At 59.8% G+C, this 16500-nt stretch carries 12 protein-coding genes; 2 read left to right on the forward strand and 10 right to left on the reverse strand.

From position 1 onward, the window contains the following. The first annotated feature begins 66 nt into the window (after positions 1-66). Entirely contained in the window at positions 67-1563 is a 1497-nt protein-coding gene (locus ADG881_RS12820; RefSeq protein WP_007150570.1) for an amidase, read from the forward strand. 140 nt (positions 1564-1703) lie between these two features. Here the strand turns inward: ADG881_RS12820 and ADG881_RS12825 are convergent, their stop codons facing one another. The 9 genes from ADG881_RS12825 to trxA all read right to left on the reverse strand — a co-directional run bounded on the left by ADG881_RS12825 (position 1704) and on the right by trxA (position 12403). Beyond that, a complete protein-coding gene (locus tag ADG881_RS12825) occupies positions 1704-2621 on the reverse strand; it encodes a metal-dependent hydrolase (protein WP_007149620.1) in 918 nt (305 codons plus the stop codon). 15 nt (positions 2622-2636) lie between these two features. Beyond that, complete coding sequence (locus tag ADG881_RS12830; RefSeq protein WP_007150144.1) at positions 2637-4382, reverse strand: SDR family oxidoreductase; 1746 nt, start codon at positions 4380-4382, stop codon at positions 2637-2639. Between the two features lie 238 nt (positions 4383-4620). Next, positions 4621-4986 (reverse strand): NirD/YgiW/YdeI family stress tolerance protein, encoded by a 366-nt coding sequence (locus tag ADG881_RS12835; protein WP_007150314.1) that lies wholly within the window; start codon positions 4984-4986, stop codon positions 4621-4623. Positions 4987-5167: 181 nt separating this feature from the next. Next, complete coding sequence (locus ADG881_RS12840; RefSeq protein ID WP_007150590.1) at positions 5168-6136, reverse strand: 1-aminocyclopropane-1-carboxylate deaminase/D-cysteine desulfhydrase; 969 nt, start codon at positions 6134-6136, stop codon at positions 5168-5170. Next, a complete protein-coding gene (locus ADG881_RS12845) occupies positions 6136-7416 on the reverse strand; it encodes a DSD1 family PLP-dependent enzyme (RefSeq protein ID WP_039926767.1) in 1281 nt (426 codons plus the stop codon). Before ADG881_RS12845 ends, ADG881_RS12840 begins: the two co-directional genes overlap by 1 nt. Before the next feature lie 72 nt (positions 7417-7488). Next, positions 7489-8847 carry a D-arabinono-1,4-lactone oxidase gene (locus tag ADG881_RS12850; protein ID WP_007150567.1) on the reverse strand — a complete coding sequence of 453 codons (1359 nt, stop codon included), beginning with the start codon at positions 8845-8847 and terminating at the stop codon, positions 7489-7491. Positions 8848-8938: 91 nt separating this feature from the next. Then, a complete protein-coding gene (gene ubiD / locus ADG881_RS12855) occupies positions 8939-10414 on the reverse strand; it encodes a 4-hydroxy-3-polyprenylbenzoate decarboxylase (RefSeq protein ID WP_007150632.1) in 1476 nt (491 codons plus the stop codon). A 116-nt stretch (positions 10415-10530) separates the two neighbouring features. Next, entirely contained in the window at positions 10531-11790 is a 1260-nt protein-coding gene (gene rho / locus ADG881_RS12860; RefSeq protein ID WP_007151393.1) for a transcription termination factor Rho, read from the reverse strand. A gap of 286 nt (positions 11791-12076) precedes the next feature. Then, positions 12077-12403 (reverse strand): thioredoxin TrxA, encoded by a 327-nt coding sequence (trxA, locus tag ADG881_RS12865; RefSeq protein ID WP_007150985.1) that lies wholly within the window; start codon positions 12401-12403, stop codon positions 12077-12079. A 187-nt stretch (positions 12404-12590) separates the two neighbouring features. Between trxA and ppx the strand changes: the two genes are divergently transcribed. Further along, positions 12591-14081, forward strand: a complete 1491-nt coding sequence (gene ppx / locus ADG881_RS12870) for an exopolyphosphatase (protein WP_007151477.1) — start codon at positions 12591-12593, stop codon at positions 14079-14081. Positions 14082-14178: 97 nt separating this feature from the next. Here the strand turns inward: ppx and ppk1 are convergent, their stop codons facing one another. After that, positions 14179-16293: a polyphosphate kinase 1 gene (ppk1, locus tag ADG881_RS12875; protein ID WP_007151368.1), complete on the reverse strand. Its 2115-nt coding sequence runs from the start codon at positions 16291-16293 to the stop codon at positions 14179-14181. Positions 16294-16500 lie beyond the last annotated feature (207 nt).

Below are 16500 nucleotides of genomic sequence, written 5' to 3' on the forward strand. Positions count from 1 at the left end.
AGTATGGCTTTATCGTCTGGCAGCAGGTCATCGCCAGCGCTTCGGGAGAGCAAAAGGGAGAGCACAATGAAGTTTGAAGAATACCGTCAGTTTGATGCCATTGGCCTTGCCGATCTGGTGGCGCGGGGGGAGGTCACCGCGGCGGAGCTGCTGGAACTGGCGATTGCCCGTGCCGACGCGGTGAATCCGCAATTGAATGGTTTGATCATCCCGTTGTATGACATGGCCCGAAAGCAGGCCGCGGGGCCTCTGAGTGGACCGCTGGCGGGTGTGCCCATGCTGGTAAAGGATCTGTTCCAGGAAATCGGCGGTGCGCCCAACTATCAGGGCAATAAGGCGCGCAAGGCCAGTGGTGTCCATGCACAACGAGACTCCACCCTGGTGGCACGCTGGAAGCAGGGTGGACTGGTTCCGTTCGGTCGCACTAATACCCCGGAGTTTGGCGCCAAGGGGATTACCGAGCCGGATTCGTTCGGGCCGGCGCGCAACCCCTGGAACCCGGACCATACTCCCGGTGGCTCTTCCGGAGGCTCGGCAGCCATGGTCGCTGCGGGCGTGGTGCCGGTGGCCGGCGCCAACGATGGCGGCGGCAGCATTCGGATACCCGCTGCCTGTTGTGGCCTGTTCGGCCTCAAGCCGGGCCGTGGCCGCACCCCCTGGGGGCCGGAATTCACTGAGGCCATGCACGGGATAGCGGTCAATCATGTGCTGACCCGTAGCGTCCGTGACAGTGCATTGCTGCTGGATATTGCCCAGGGCGACGAGCGCGGTAGCCTGTTTCAAATTGCCCCGCCAAAGCAGGCTTACGCGTTGTCGGCGGCCAGCCGGCCGGGCAAATTACGCATCGGCTTTTCCACCCGCTCGCCGCTGGGTACCGATGTGGATCCGGAAGCGATCCGGGCGGTGGAGAAAACCGTGTCGTTATTGCGGGACCTGGGCCACGAAGTGGTGGATGCCGAGCCGCAGATGGACGCCAAACAGATGTGCATGGACTGGCTGTCGGTCTGGTTTGGTCAGTGTGCAGCCGAAGTGGATGAGGTGAAGGCCATTACCGGTTGCGGTGATGAGGGCTTCGAGTTGGACACCCTGGCCATTGCCGCTTTTGGTCGCGCCACCCCGGCCCATGAATACGTGAAATGCCAGACCCGCTGGCAGCAGTACATGATCGCCATGGATACCTTCCTGGAGCAGTACGATTTCTGGCTGACCCCCACCCTGGCCATGCCCCCTGCGGGTATCGGTGCCATGGCGACGCCGCCGTGGCAGCAGACCGCACTGAAAATGTTGCTCAAGGTGGGAGGGGAAAAGCTGTTGATGAAAACCGGCATGATCGAGCAGATGGCCATGGAGAATTTCAAATATATGCCCTTCACCCAGTTCGCCAACGTGACCGGGGTGCCGGCCATGTCCGTGCCCTTGCATTGGTGCGACTCTTCGCCTGGCAGTACGGGCCTGCCACTGGGCTCCCAGTTTGTCGGTGGTCACGGCGATGAAGGCAAACTGCTGGCGCTGGCCGCGCAGCTGGAAGAGGCGGCGCCCTGGTTTAACAAGGTGCCGATGTAGAGGCTAACCGGCGAGAAGCGAGTGACGGGAGCGAAAGGCCTTTCGTCATTCGCCTCTACCGCGCTTCTGATTCTTGTCATTGCGGCCCGGCCCGGCTCAAGTCCGGGCTGGGCTTTCGGTGGTTGTTTCGCTGAACGGCTTCAGTGTCTCGACGCCGCCTGCGCCGCCGGTGAGCGTGCCAGATACGCCAGCGCCTGTTCCGTGTTGCCTTCATGGATGGGATGAAAGCGTGGCGAGACCCAGCGCAGGGTAGCGTTGAGCAGAAAGCCGAAGGTGGGCACGTTGTGGGTTTGCTGGCCGACCTGCTGTAGCTGAATCAACAGTTGCGGGATGAGTTTGCGCCCTAGCTGGCGTGCGGTCTTGTCGGAATCCTGTCGGGCCAGGCTGCGCCCACCTTCGGCAATAAAGTAAATGAATAGGGGGAAAATAATGGCCATTAGCGCCTGGCGGCTGACGTAAAAACCCAGCTGGGTTTTACACAGGTGCTCGAACAGATCGTAGGCCACGGTGCGGTGTTCCACTTCCTCGGCCAGATGCCATTTGAACAGGTCGACCATGGTCGCGTCGCCGTTCTGCTCCCAGCTTTCATTGTCCATGGCCCATTGCCCAAGTACTCCGGTGAAGTGTTCGATGGCAGCGATAACGCCGACACGCAATACCAGCCAGTGTTTTTTCAGGGGCTTGCGCTGTAGCAAGGTTAAGCCGAAAGGCGCATCGGCAAGGGCGGTCCCGAACAACCATTCCACTTTGTTCAGGAAGGGCTCCACGCTCAGTCCGTGACGTTCCAGATACATCTGGGCTTTGCTGTGGGCGCGGGAATGTACGGCTTCCTGACGAATAAACCCTTCCACATCGGCGCGCAGTTGCTCGTCTTTAATCAGGGGAAGCGCCTGGTTATAGACCCGGCAGAACCACAGCTCACCTTCCGGCAGCAGCAAGTGAATACCATTGATGATATGGGTAGAGAACGGATCATCGCGCAGCCAGTGCAGCGGTGTTTCGTCAAAATCAAATTGCACCCGGCGGGCTTTGAGTTGGTGGCGAACAGGGTTATTCATGGTGTCCGGTCTCCGTCAGGGGGTTAGGTCGATGCGGGCAACGCGTCGTGACAGGGCGGGGGCGAACCGGCTGAGCAAGCGGGTGCTCCAGGCTTCGGCACCAACCAGAGACAGCGCCGGGTTATGCAGAACTGCCTTGAGAATGGCCTCGGCCACATCGTCCGGGGAGAAATTACGGCGTTTATACAGCGCATCGGCTTTGGCGCGCTTCTGGGCCTGTTCTTCTTCACTGGCGCCGGCGTAAACCGTGGCCGTGGCGATGCCGGTGGCGACAAAGCCGGGGCAGATGGCGGTGACGCCGATATCGTGTTCAGCCAGTTCGGCGCGCAGGCATTCGCTCAGCATGTGCACGGCAGCCTTGCTGGTGGAGTAGGCGGCCAGTTTGCGATTGGGGGCAAAGGCAGCGGCGGACGCCACGTTAATAATGTGGCCGTGGCGATGGCCGTCGATCATCTGTTGGGCGAACAGACGCGAGCCGTGAATGACGCCCCACAGGTTCACTTTCAGCAGGCGATCCCATTCCTTGACGCTGGTATCCAGCACCCCGCCGGCCATACCAATGCCGGCGTTATTGATGACGACGTCCGCGCCGCCGATTTCTTTGCTCACCCAATTGGCCAGTCGTTGCATGGCCTGGGCCGAGCCCACGTCGACATTGCGAGACCAGGCAACGGCGCCCAGCTCCCGCGCCTGGGCAGCAGTGTCTGCGGCGCTGTCTTCATCAATATCCACACAAACCAGGTCCGCGCCTTCGGCAGCGAAGCGCAGCGCGGTGGCGCGGCCGATTCCGGAACCGGCGCCGGTGATCACCGCCGTTTTTCCATTCAGCGGGAGGGCACTGCGGGCTGGCCGCACGCGGGCATGCTGCAGGGCGCCGCTCATGGTGCCTTTCTCAACGCCGCTGACGAATTCGTGGATCCAGTCGGCAATGCGTTCCGGGTGGCTGAGGGGCACCCAGTGGTTGGCGTTGATGTCGCGGCGGTAGAGTTGATCTGCCCAGAGATGCAGGTCCTCAAATAACTGTGTGCCCACATAGTTGTCGCGGGTGGGCACGATCAATTGAACCGGGCAATTGGCGTAGCGTTTTTCCGGGTTGATCAGCTTGTTGCGGAAATTGGCCCGATAGAGCTGCACACCGAATTTGCCGTCTTTGCCCTGCGTGGGGTTGGCGTCGGGTTCGGCGACATTTTCACGGTGCTTCAGGTACTGCGGCCAGAGTTTGTCGAGGCCGCCCTGCCAGGCGCTGGGAGCGAGCACGGGAAGATGAAAGAAGCCGATATACCAGGAGCTGAGTACCTGCTTGAAGACTTTCGCCTTGGCGGAGGCGGACAGGTTCAGGGTGCGCTCGCGCATCCAGTGGCCCATGTGGTCCAGGCAGGGTCCGGAAATCGTGGTGTAGGACAGAATGCGCGATTTCAGCGGCTCGCTGGTGACCGATTCCCAGCTTTGAATGGAGCCCCAGTCATGGCCAGCCAGATGAAACCCACGGCCGGGGATCAGGGTATCTACCACCGCGAGCAGGTCAGCGGACAGCAGCTTCATGCGGTAGTCCGCTTGTGCCCGGGGGGCCTGGGAGGCGCCTGCGCCACGCACATCATAGAGGATCACAAAGTAGTGCTTGGCCAGCTGCTGAGCCACCGGTTGCCACACGCTGTGGTTGTCCGGGTAGCCGTGCACCAGCACCACGGGCGCCTTTTTGGGGTTGCCGAGGGTATAGGCCTGGAGTGAAACGCCCTGGCTGTTGACGGTGGTGGGGGTCATGTTGGCTCCTGAAACATGGCAACGTTGCATCTAGACAACGTCAAGTTTTATCGAATGTATCAGTGCTCAATGTAACGGTCAATGTGCAGAGAATGGCAATAAATACCCGCTGGTCAGTTCCATGGGTCAAGGACGGGGGAGGCGGTGAGGGAGCAAGGCGGCAGGTCGCGGGGAGGGGGAACGAAAAACGGCGGCCCGGAGGCCGCCGTCAACAAGGTCGGAGCAGGGGATCAGCGCATCAGTTGCTGATCGTCGCGCTCGGGCTGTTGGTGGTGGTGCCCTTCACTGAGTGCACCTTCTTCACATCCACCACGCTGCGGCCGTCGTCGTGGTCCACTTCACCGGTAAAGGAAAGTTGGGTGCCGGCTTTCAGCGGGCGGTCTGCCGTCAGGTCATCGTCGAGTTCGACTTCGAATTGCCCTTTGCGATCACGAAGCAAATAACGCTCATCTCCCAGTGCTTGAACCACTTCACCGTCCATGCGTACTTCAGTGCCTTCCTTGATGCCCTGAGTGATAGCGGCGCTGTCGGTGGTGATGGTGTCGCCGGCGCTCACGGTGGCGGTGGCGCCCAGCAGTACAGATGCAAGAATCAATTTTTTCATGAGTCATCCTCCTTGGTTGATGTCTCAGGGAATTAGTGGGGCGATGGGGGCTGGTCGTTCCTGGTGTTTGTAAAAGCTCAGTTAAAGCCCCTGCATAACGCTGCGTTTTGCGAGCTGGCTCACAGGTTCAGAAGAGAGGAAGGGCGTGGGGCGACAAATGAGGTGAGGGGCGGTGAGGGGGTTAGCGGCAGTGGCTATTGAAGGTGTGCCAGAAAAGGCAGGGTTGCGCAGCGTGTTTTTCCAGCGCGAGAAACGCTGCGAATGCTTTGCCGGTATAGGTATTTTCCAGGCGGAGGCCACTGCGAGAGGCAGCATTCACGGCCTGGGTGCTGGCGGCAGTGGGGTGGCCATAACCGGTGCCCAGGTAGTCGTCATGCCATTGCAGGAAACCGGTATCGAATTGTTCCCAGGGTAGCCCCAGTTGTTGCCAGCATTGCCGGGCCATGCGAATGACCAGTCGGGCATTGCATACCGAGAACGGGCCGAGATGGTCCTGGGCTACCTGCACGGCATGGATGCGGGCATTCAGGCCGCTGAGCTGGTTGCCCACCAGCAGCCCGGCGACGGTGGCACCGGAGCCGGCGGCGACCACAATGTCAGCGGGGGTCGGGCAGAGGCTGTCGTTGATTTGCTGTTTGAGTTCCAGCATGGCGTTGGCATAGCCAAGGGTGGCCACCGGGTTGGAGCAGCCGGCATAGAGGAAGTAGTGGTCGCGGCGAAGTCGTCCCGGGTGCAGGTACCAGCCCAGGGCGGCCCGTAGCAGGCTGTTGCGGTCGTGCAGCTGGGCGCCGGCCTGTTGCATGCGCTGGCGGTTCTGGTGGACCACGGGGGAATCGGGCTGGGGAAAAGTGAAAATGTCACAGCCCAGTTGTTCCTGCTCACAGAGTAGTGCGGTGGCCAGTCCGGCGTTGGTTCCGGTGGCCCCCAGGGTGACGACGCGTTTTATGGACCGTTGGCGAAGCTCGCCCAGCACCCACTCCAGTTTGCGCAGTTTGTTGCCGCCGTAAGGGTGGGCGCTGATGTCATCGCGCTTGACCCAGCACAGGGGGCTTTGTTCGGGAAGCGGCTCCACCGGAGTGGGCAGATCGCACAGCGCAACGGGGGCAAGGTTGGCGAGATGCGGAAACCGGGTGAGCAGGGGCCAGCTCATCAGGCCCCGTTACCCTGGGAGAGCGGTGGCCACCAGTCGGCAAGGGCGCGGTTATCCCACACTGCCAGGTCGCCGAATTGCAGCAACACGAATTCGCTTTGCGTGGGGCGGAAGAACAATTGGTCGTCGACCTGTAGAGCGGTGTCCGGACTGCCGTTGTACATCATCTGGTTGGTGCTCACACCGTACACCGGGTTGGCCTGAATTCCCGGCGGGGAAACCGGCTCGGCCTTCCAGTAGCCGCCGTAGATAAAGTAGGTGCGTCGGCGGTTGCTGTCCCAGCCTTGCCAGAGTTCGCCCAGCGGTAACGGGCCGGGCAGGGCGAGGCCATCCAGTTGCTTGAGTACCGGGGCGGCAATAAAGGCGGCGGGCTGGAAGTCTTTCAATAGTGGCAGGTCGAAGTCGCTGGCCTTGACCAGGCAGGAGCCGGCACTGAGTTCGTTGACCACGGCGGTGTTGTCGTAGAGTGCCACTGTGGGGCTGCCGGCGCCGTTAAAGCACAATGTCTGTTGCTGGTAGGCAGGGTTCAGTTGATACAGCTTGTCGATATAGCGCTGGTAGATGGCTTCGGTTTCCCGGTGGCCCTCTTCTGCGCTCTGGATAAAAGCGGGCAATTTCCCCACGTGAGCGTCGTAGCCCATGAAGCCACTGAACCGTAGTTGTTCGGGATGGGCCTCGATCAGCGCGATCATGGCGTCCAGTTGTTGTGGGTCGGTGAGCCCGCCCCGGTGCAGGCCCACATCAATTTCGATATTGATGTTGAGTTGCTGGTTTTGCTCGCGGGCCAGGGCCAGGTATTGCTCAAGGCGAGCGGGTGAATCAATCAGCCACTGCAGTTGTTGATCCGGTTTGAAAGGGTGGGTATCGCCCAGCTCGGTATAGAAACGGCGGGCCGCCTGGATGGGCATGGGTTTGCCCAGCAGCAGATCCGCCCCGGGCTCGGCATCGACCAGGGCATTCATGAACGGTTGGTGAAAGACCATCACCCGTTGGCTGCCGGTGTGTGTCATGACTTCCTGAATCAGCGGTACGCTGGGCAGGGATTTTGCCACGATGCGCAGCTGGCAGTGGCTGGGCAGCATCTGAACCAGGGTCCGGCAGTTGCCAATCAGTCGCTGACGGTCAATGAGCATCAGCGGCCGACCGGGGCCGTGTTGTTTCAGGGTGTCGTTCAGCGACTGGAAGTAAGCACTATGGGCTGCACCACGATTGTCCGGTCGCAGCCACCAGCCACCCACGGCAAGCGCGCCTGCGCCGAAGAGAAAATGACGTCGTTTCATAAGCAATAACCGATCAAGCGTGTGTCTGCCGCAAAGGCTCGGGATGCCTCCCCGGCACGGTCGACTCCCACCCTATAAAAACAGGCGTTTCAGATGCGGATTCAGCATCCGCCCCTGTGGATCCAGTTCTTTGCGCACGGCCTGGAAACGATCAAAGGCCGGGTACAGTTCCGCCAGTTCCCTGCGTCCCAGATTGTGAATCTTGCCCCAGTGGGGCCGGCCGGCGTAGCGGCGCAGGATGGGCTCTACCACGTCGAAAAGCGGCTGGTAATCCTGCTCGAAGTATTGGTGTATCGACAGGCTGGCACCGGATTGCTGATGGAACATGGACAGCAGATTGTCGTCGGCCGCGACGTAACGGAATTCAATGGGGAAGAACACGTTGATGTCATGCTGGCGAATGGCGGCACAGACTTCTTCCAGGCAGGCGATGCCCTGTTCCGCCGGTACCGTGTATTCCATTTCGTTGAAACGCACGGTGCGGTGGTTGGCAAAGACTTTGTTGGCCGGGCCCACATAACGGCTGTCTTCCACAAAGAGGGTGGAGAGTTTCTGCAGTGTCGGTGTTAGCCAGCCGGCCTGCATGGCCAGCTTGGAGACCATTTCCAGCAGTTCGTTGTCGTCGGCACGGGTAGGACTGTCCTGGGTGTCACTGGTGATCTCCATGGTCTTGACGATGGCCTGATCACCCAGCGGGAAGGCAAAGAATTCAATGTGGCGGAAGTTGTCTTTTTCCTTCTCCACAAAATCCATGGCGTCGCGAAGGGGCAAGGTCCAGGTGTGCTCTTCCAGCCGATAGGCGGGGTCGTGGCGAAAACCGATTTCGGTGACGACACCCAGGGCGCCCACGTTGCAGCAGGCGGCAAGAAAGTGATCGCCATCGGCGGCAGTCAACTCAAGCGGTTCACCGTCAGGGGTGACCAGGCGCAGGGAGTCCACCTGCCCGGACAGGCTTTGCAAACCCAGCCCGGTGCCGTGGGTGCTGGTGGCAATGGCGCCGGCCAGGGATTGCAGGTTGATGTCCGGTTCGTTGGTGAAGCTGTAGCCCTGTTCGTAGGTCATGGCGCTGGCCATGGCCAGCCGGGTACCGCCGCCGTAGCGGAATGCGTTGCCGTCAGCGCCGCGCAGTCCGGCCATGGGTTCCAGGGAAATCAGGGTATCGTCGGTGGGCACGATGCCGCTGAAAGAGTGGCTGCCACCGAAGGCGCGCAGGGTGCCGGTGCTGTTGCGAATGGTGTCGCGCACCATGCTTTCATCGGTGGCGTACACCAGTTGCCGGGGGGTGGCGCTCTGGTTACCGGACCAGTTTTGCCAGGTGGGAGCGTTACCTGTGCTGGCGAGTAGCTGGGCGGGGCTCATTGAGCCCAGGGCACCGGTGGCGGCCAGGGATTTCAGGAAAGCACGGCGGTTGAGTGACGAAAAAGCGGACATGGGCGACCTTGTTATCTTTGTTTTGCACGATCGTACCATATTTGTGTTTGGGCGCCACTGCTGTGATGTGATGCGGCACCCACCCCGGGGATTATTCCGGGGTATCGATACCCAGTGATGACCACATTTCATCGACCCGGGTTTTGACGGCGGGGTCCATGCTGATGGCGCGGCCCCATTCGCGGGTGGTTTCACCGGCCCACTTGCTGGTGGCATCCATGCCCATCTTGGAGCCTAGTCCGGCCACCGGAGAAGCGAAGTCCAGATAGTCGATAGGGGTGTTTTCGATCATCACGGTATCGCGGGCCGGGTCCATGCGGGTGGTCATGGCCCAGATCACATCTTTCCAGTCACGGGCATTCACATCGTCGTCGCAGACAATCACGAATTTGGTGTACATGAACTGCCGCAGGAAAGACCACACGCCCATCATTACGCGCTTGGCGTGGCCAGGATACTGTTTCTTCATGGTCACCACCGCCATGCGGTAGGAGCAGCCTTCCGGGGGCAGGTAAAAATCCACGATCTCGGGAAACTGCTTTTTCAGAATCGGCACGAAAATTTCGTTCATGGCCACGCCTAGCACGGCCGGCTCATCCGGTGGTCGACCGGTATAGGTGCTGTGGTAAATCGGGTCGCGGCGATGGGTGATGCGTTCCACGGTGAATACCGGGAAGCGTTCCACCTCGTTGTAATAGCCGGTGTGGTCGCCGAAGGGGCCTTCGTCGGCCATGTCATCCGGGTAGAGGTAGCCTTCCAAAACGAATTCGGCACTGGCGGGGACTTGCAGGTCATTGCCGATGCATTTCACCAGCTCGGTCTTGGAGCCGCGCAGCAAACCGGCAAAAGCGTATTCGCTGAGAGTATCCGGCACCGGGGTGACGGCGCCGAGAATGGTGGCCGGGTCCGCGCCCAGGGCCACGCTCACCGGGAACGGTTCGCCGGGGTGTTGCTGCTGCCATTCCTGGAAATCCAGAGCGCCGCCGCGGTGGCTAAGCCAGCGCATGATCAGCTTGTTGCGGCCAATCAGTTGCTGGCGGTAGATGCCCAGGTTCTGGCGTTCCTTGTTGGGTCCGCGGGTGATGACCAGCGGCCAGGTCACCAGTGGCCCGGCATCATCGGGCCAGCAGGTCTGTATCGGCAACTTGTACAGGTCCACCTCGTCGCCTTCCAGCACCTTTTCCTGGCAGGGGCCGGAGTTGGACACCTTGGGGCTCATGCTCAGGACCTTGCGAAACACCGGCAGTTTTTCCCAGGCGTCACGGAAGCCCTTGGGCGGTTCCGGTTCCTTGAGAAAGGCCAGCAGTTCGCCCAGCTCACGCAGCTCCGCCACCGAATCGCGGCCCATGCCCAGCGCCACCCGCCGTTCGGTGCCGAACAGGTTACCCAGGACCGGGGTGCCGAACCCCACCGGGTTTTCAAACAGCAGGGCCGGCCCGCCGGCCCGCAGGGTGCGGTCGCAGATTTCCGTCATTTCCAGATTCGGGTCCACCGGCACCGTAATGCGCTTGAGTTCGCCGAGTTGCTCTAACTGGGAAATGAAGTCTCGAAGATCGCGATATTTCATAGGGAAGAATCAGTTGATAGTGGACAGTTGATAGTTGACAGCGAAAAGGCAAAAAAAGAAACCCCGCCGAAGCGGGGTTTTACGTGTTGCCTGAAGCATGCAGCCTGAAGCGTCTCTTACTTTCGCTTCATGGAATCGAAGAATTCCAGGTTGGTCTTGGTCTGTTTCATGCGATCGATGAGGAATTCCATGGCGCCGATTTCGTCCATGGGATGCAGCACCTTGCGCAGGATCCACATCTTCTGCAGCTCATCTTCACTGACCAGACGCTCTTCGCGGCGGGTGCCGGACTTGCGGATATTCATGGCCGGGAACACGCGCTTCTCTGCTACCTTGCGGTCCAGATGCAGTTCCATGTTGCCGGTGCCCTTGAACTCTTCGTAGATCACTTCGTCCATCTTGGAGCCGGTGTCGACCAGAGCGGTGGCGAGGATGGTCAGGCTGCCGCCTTCCTCGATGTTCCGCGCGGCGCCGAAGAAGCGCTTGGGCTTTTCCAGGGCGTGGGCGTCAACACCACCGGTGAGCACCTTGCCGGAGCTGGGTTGCACGGTGTTGTAGGCACGGGCGAGACGGGTGATGGAATCGAGCAGAATCACCACGTCCTGCTTGTGCTCGACCAGTCGCTTGGCTTTCTCGATTACCATCTCGGCCACCTGAACGTGACGGGCCGGCGGCTCGTCAAAGGTGGACGCTACCACTTCACCGCGCACCGTCCGTGACATTTCGGTCACTTCTTCCGGGCGCTCGTCGATGAGCAGCACGATCATGTGGGTTTCGGGATTGTTGCGGGCGATGGACTGGGCGACGCTTTGCAGCAGCATGGTCTTACCGGCTTTCGGCGGGGCGACGATGAGGCCGCGCTGCCCTTTACCGATCGGTGCTACCAGGTCGATCACCCGAGTGGTGATGTCCTCGGTTGAACCGTTGCCGATCTCCATGACCAGGCGCTGGGTCGGGAAGAGTGGGGTCAGGTTCTCGAACAGGATCTTGTTCTTGGCGTTTTCCGGGCGGTCAAAGTTGATCTCGTTGACCTTGAGCATGGCGAAGTAGCGCTCGCCATCCTTGGGGGGCCGGATTTTCCCGGCGATGGTGTCACCGGTACGCAGGTTGAAGCGACGGATCTGGCTGGGAGAGACGTAGATGTCGTCCGGGCCGGCCAGGTAAGAGCCTTCAGCGGAACGAAGGAAACCGAAACCATCCTGCAGAATTTCCAGCACACCATCGCCGTAAATGTCGGAGCCATTCTTGGCGGCGCGCTTGAGGATGGAAAAGATAACGTCTTGTTTGCGGGTTCTTGCCAGGTTCTCGAGGCCGAGTTCCTTGGCAATGTCCAGAAGTTCTCCAATCGGCTTCTGCTTCAGTTCAGAAAGATTCATTGGCGTCTAATTTGGTGTCTTTGGATGAATTGAGAGGATGCACCACCGCGGTGCTGCAGTTGTTTTGATAATCCGGTTTATTCGGAATCTGGCCCGGCAAGCCTAAAGAGGGCCATAAGGAAAATAGGTAACCAGAGGTTCCGAGGACTAACTAAAGGGGGTGCTTTATTAAAGCTGGTTCTGGAATCTATCACTGTGGGGACCCGCATGCAACACGCAACATGTAACACGCTGCAAGCAGGAAAACCCTCCCCTGAGGGGGGAGGGTTGGGGCGTGCCGGCTTTCTTAGAGGGTGCTGTCCAGGAATGCGGTCAGCTGGCTCTTGGACAGAGCGCCCACTTTGGTGGCTTCCACGTTACCGTTCTTGAATACGGTCAGGGTGGGGATGCCACGTACGCCGTACTTCTTGGGGGTTTCCGGGTTGTCATCAATGTTGATTTTGGCAATGGTCAGCTTGTCGCCGTACTCGCCAACCAGTTGCTCAAGGATCGGCGCGACCATTTTGCAGGGGCCGCACCAGGGGGCCCAGTAGTCGACCAGCACGGGGCCGTCTGCGTTGATGACCTGGGCTTCGAAGTCCGCGTCGGTCACGTTGATAATCTCGCCGCTCATTGAATTCTCCTGATATAAAGGTTTCAGAGATCAGTCAGGGTTGTTAACTGGCCTCTGCGATGGGGAATAATATCAGGTTGCGGGTGATGAATTTCAAGCGAGGCAGTTAATTATCGCTGTAGTTGCTGCCTATGACATCGTAACGCCATGATTTTTGGATAGAATCGGCCCAAAGGAAGGAGTGACTATGGAGCATGGCGAACATCTGGCTGCCATTGATTTGGGGTCGAACAGTTTTCATATGGTGGTAGCCCGCCAGGCACAGGGGGAAATCCAGATCCTCGACGGGCTGTCTGAGAAGGTGCAACTGGGGGCGGGGCTGGACAGAGAAAACCGCCTGGATGCGGATACCCAGGAGCGAGCTCTGGAATGCCTGGGGCGGTTTGCCCAGCGTATAGCCGGTATTCCGCGCGGTAGCGTGCGGGTGGTGGGGACCAATACCCTGCGTCAGGCACGCAATGCCCGGGAGTTTATCCGCCGTGCTGAAGCGGTGCTGGGGCACGATATTGAGGTGGTCGCTGGCCGGGAGGAGGCGCGCCTGATTTATCTGGGGGTGGCCCACACCCTGGCCGATGACGCGGGGCAGCGGCTGGTGGTGGATATCGGTGGTGGCTCCACGGAGCTGATCATCGGGGAGCGGTTTGAATCCACGGAAACCGAGTCGCTGCATATGGGCTGTGTCAGCTTTGCCCAGCGCTTTTTCCCTAACGGGGAGATTACCGAAAAAGCCTTTGACCGGGCGGTGACGGCAGCGCGCCAGGAAGTGTTGTCGATTCACGCCAACTACCGTCGCCTTGGCTGGCAGCAGGCGGTGGGGGCGTCCGGCACCATCAAGGCGATCAGCCAGGTGTGTGTGGACAATGGCTGGTCTGAGTTTGGTATCACGCTGGATGGCATGAAGAAGGTCCGCAAGCGGGTGATCAAGGCCGGCGCCGTGGACAAGCTGGACCTGAAAGGCCTGCGAGAAGACCGGCAGCCCATTTTTGCCTCCGGCCTGGCTATTTTGTACGGCATTTTCGAGCAGCTGGGTATTGATCAGATGGAGGTGTCCAGCGGGGCCCTGCGTGAAGGGCTGCTGTACGATTTATTGGGCCGTTTCGGCCACGAGGATGTGCGTGATCGCAGTATTCAGGCGTTGATGAATCGCCATCATGTGGAAAGCAGTCAGGCGGAGCGGGTGTGTGCCACGGCGCTGGCGCTTTACCAGCAGGTGGCCAGTGACTGGCAAATCGAAAGCGATGAAGCTGCCGATACCTTGCGTTGGGGAGGGCTGCTCCACGAGGTGGGACTGGCGGTGTCGCACAGTCAGTTCCACAAGCATGGCGCTTATCTGGTTACTAATTCCGACCTGCCGGGTTTTTCCCGTCAGGAGCAGCAGATGGTGGCGCTGATGGTGCGTGGTCACCGTCGCAAGGTGCCGTTGGCGGCGCTGGCGGAATTGCCGGACGACGAGCAGATCGGATTGTTGCGGCTGTGTCTTGTGTTGCGTTTGGCGGTGCGCTTGCACCATGCACGCAGCGATGAAGATGTCCCGGAGATCCGCTTGCAGGCTCGTGGTGAACGGCTTGCCATCACCTTCCCGCCCGGGTGGCTGGAGGAGCACCCGCTCACCCAGGCGGACCTGGAGCAGGAGCACGACTACTTCCAGGCGGCAGGCTACCAGCTTGTATTGGCGTGAGAATAAAACCGCTATTCAAGAGGGTGGCCCGCTTCGGGCGGGGCACCCTCTTGAAAGCTAGAAGCTAGAAGCTAGAAGCTAGAAGCTAGAAGTCGTCTTACCCTCCCAGCGTATCCAGCAGGCTCTGTTGGGCGATGAAACTGGCCTCGCCCTCTTGCGGTTGGGCTCGCTGGTAGCGGCCATCCGATTGCAGTTCCCAGGCGCGGGTGTTGTCGCGCAAATAGATATGCAGGCCCTGTTCCAGAATCTGTGCCTTGAGCACCGGGTCATTGACCGGAAAACAGGTTTCCACCCGGTTGAACAGGTTACGGTCCATCCAGTCGGCACTGGAGCAATACACCAGGTCGTCGCCGCCATGGTGGAAATGGTAGATGCGGGTGTGCTCCAGAAAACGGCCGATAATGGAGCGTACGCGGATGTTTTCCGACAATCCGGGGATGCCGGGTTTCAGGCAACAAATACCGCGCACGATCAGATCAATCTCTACCCCCGCCTGGCTGGCCCGATACAGGGCCTGCATGATGTTTTCTTCAGTCAGTGAATTGAACTTGGCAATAATGCGCGCCGGTTTGCCGGCCAGTGCCTGTTCCGTTTCAAACTCGATCCACTCGATGACGGAGGGGTGCAGGGTGAACGGTGAATGCTTCAGCTGCTTGAGCCGTGCCGCCTTGCCCATGCCGGTCAGTTCCTGAAAGATCTTGTGCACGTCTTGGCCCATGCTTTTTTCACAGGTCATCAGGCCGTAATCGGTGTACAGCTTGGTGGTCTTGGTGTGGTAATTGCCGGTGCCCAGGTGCACATAGCGTTTGATGCCGTCGCCGTCACGGCGCACCACCAACAGCATTTTTGCATGGGTCTTGTAGCCCACCACGCCGTACACCACGATGGCGCCGGCTTCCTGCAGACGCCGGGCCCCTTCGATATTGGACTCTTCATCGAAGCGGGCGCGCAGTTCCACGATGGCGGTGACTTCCTTGCCATTGCGTGCGGCCGTTTCCAGGTGGTCGAGAATTTCCGACTTGGTGCCGGTGCGGTACAGGGTCTGCTTGATGGCCAGCACCTTCGGGTCCCGCGCGGCTTCGGCCAGCAGGTTGATTACCGGCTGGAACGACTCGTAGGGGTGGTGCAGCAGGATGTCGCCCTGGTCGATGGCATCAAAAATGGTTTCATTTTTTTTCACCGCCGGCGCCAGCTTGGGAGTAAAGGGCGGGTAGTGCAGGCGCGGGCGATTGACGCTGGTAAACATGCGCGCCAGATTCACCGGGCCGTTCACTTCGTACAGGTCTTCCTCGGTGAGTTCGAACTGTTCCAGCAGATAATGCATCAGGTGGCGCGGGCAGTTGTCGGCCACTTCCAGGCGCACTTCATCCCCGTAACGACGTGATAGCAGCTGGCCTTTCAGGGCGCTGGCCAGGTCTTCTACTTCTTCGTCCACTTCCATATCGGCGTTACGGGTTACCCGGAACTGGTAGCAGCCGGTGGCCTTCATGCCCGGGAACAGGTCGGATACGTGGGCATGGATCATGGACGACAGGAACACGAAGTTGTCGTCGCCCCCCTCGCTGATTTCATCGGGAATACGAATCAGACGGGGCAAGGAGCGGGGAGCGGGCACAATGGCCAGGCCCGTGGAGCGCCCGAAGGCATCCTTGCCGTCCAGGGGCACAATGAAATTCAGGCTCTTGTTGACCAGGCGCGGGAACGGGTGTGACGGGTCCAGCGCGATGGGCGTGAGCACGGGATAAATTTGCTCGCGAAAATATTTTTTAACCCATTCAATCTGGGCTTCGGTCCAGTCTTCGCGGCGAAGAAAATCCACCCCTTCTTCTCGCAGGGCGGGAAGCAGCACGTCGTTGAGGATGCGGTACTGGCGGTCCACGGCTTCGTGGGTAATGGCACTGATCGCTTTGAGAAGCTCATCGGGCAGCATGCCATCGGGGCCGGGCTGGCCGGTATGCGTTTCCAGTTTGTTCTTCAGGCCGGCCACGCGAATTTCGAAGAACTCATCCATGTTGCTGGAAAAAATCAGCAGGAAATTCAGCCGCTCCATCAAGGGATGATTCTCGTCCATGGCCTGCTCAAGGACGCGCAGGTTGAACTGCAACAGGCTGAGTTCCCGGTTCAGGTAGTAGTCCGGGTTGTTGAAGTCGCTGCTGTTGAGGTCGACGGCGCCCTGTTCGTTGACGCCCTGTTCGCTGGAGAAAGAATTCATGGTGTCGTCCTGACCGGAACCTTTGAAGATGGGCCCTTATTCCATGACATTAATGTGACATGGTGATGACAGGGGGTGAAGAATTCCGAATACCTTCACAGTACGCCTGATCCGGGTGGGCGCAAATACCGGGGTTGAACGCTATTCATCGGCGAGGGTAGGGGCGAGAGCGGAGGCTCTTCCCTGAACGGGTATATGTACATATAA

The sequence above is a fragment of the Alcanivorax sp. DG881 genome, assembly GCF_000155615.1.
GTDB lineage: Bacteria > Pseudomonadota > Gammaproteobacteria > Pseudomonadales > Alcanivoracaceae > Alcanivorax.

Coding starts and splice junctions, on each gene's coding strand:
- ADG881_RS12820 (WP_007150570.1), top strand. CDS start 67: ATGAAGTTTGAAGAATACCGTCAGTTTGATGCCATTGGCCTTGCCGAT.
- rho (WP_007151393.1), bottom strand. CDS start 11,790: ATGAATCTTTCTGAACTGAAGCAGAAGCCGATTGGAGAACTTCTGGAC.
- ppk1 (WP_007151368.1), bottom strand. CDS start 16,293: ATGAATTCTTTCTCCAGCGAACAGGGCGTCAACGAACAGGGCGCCGTC.
- ADG881_RS12825 (WP_007149620.1), bottom strand. CDS start 2,621: ATGAATAACCCTGTTCGCCACCAACTCAAAGCCCGCCGGGTGCAATTT.
- ppx (WP_007151477.1), top strand. CDS start 12,591: ATGGAGCATGGCGAACATCTGGCTGCCATTGATTTGGGGTCGAACAGT.
- trxA (WP_007150985.1), bottom strand. CDS start 12,403: ATGAGCGGCGAGATTATCAACGTGACCGACGCGGACTTCGAAGCCCAG.
- ADG881_RS12850 (WP_007150567.1), bottom strand. CDS start 8,847: ATGTCCGCTTTTTCGTCACTCAACCGCCGTGCTTTCCTGAAATCCCTG.
- ubiD (WP_007150632.1), bottom strand. CDS start 10,414: ATGAAATATCGCGATCTTCGAGACTTCATTTCCCAGTTAGAGCAACTC.
- ADG881_RS12830 (WP_007150144.1), bottom strand. CDS start 4,382: ATGACCCCCACCACCGTCAACAGCCAGGGCGTTTCACTCCAGGCCTAT.
- ADG881_RS12840 (WP_007150590.1), bottom strand. CDS start 6,136: ATGAGCTGGCCCCTGCTCACCCGGTTTCCGCATCTCGCCAACCTTGCC.
- ADG881_RS12835 (WP_007150314.1), bottom strand. CDS start 4,986: ATGAAAAAATTGATTCTTGCATCTGTACTGCTGGGCGCCACCGCCACC.
- ADG881_RS12845 (WP_039926767.1), bottom strand. CDS start 7,416: ATGAAACGACGTCATTTTCTCTTCGGCGCAGGCGCGCTTGCCGTGGGT.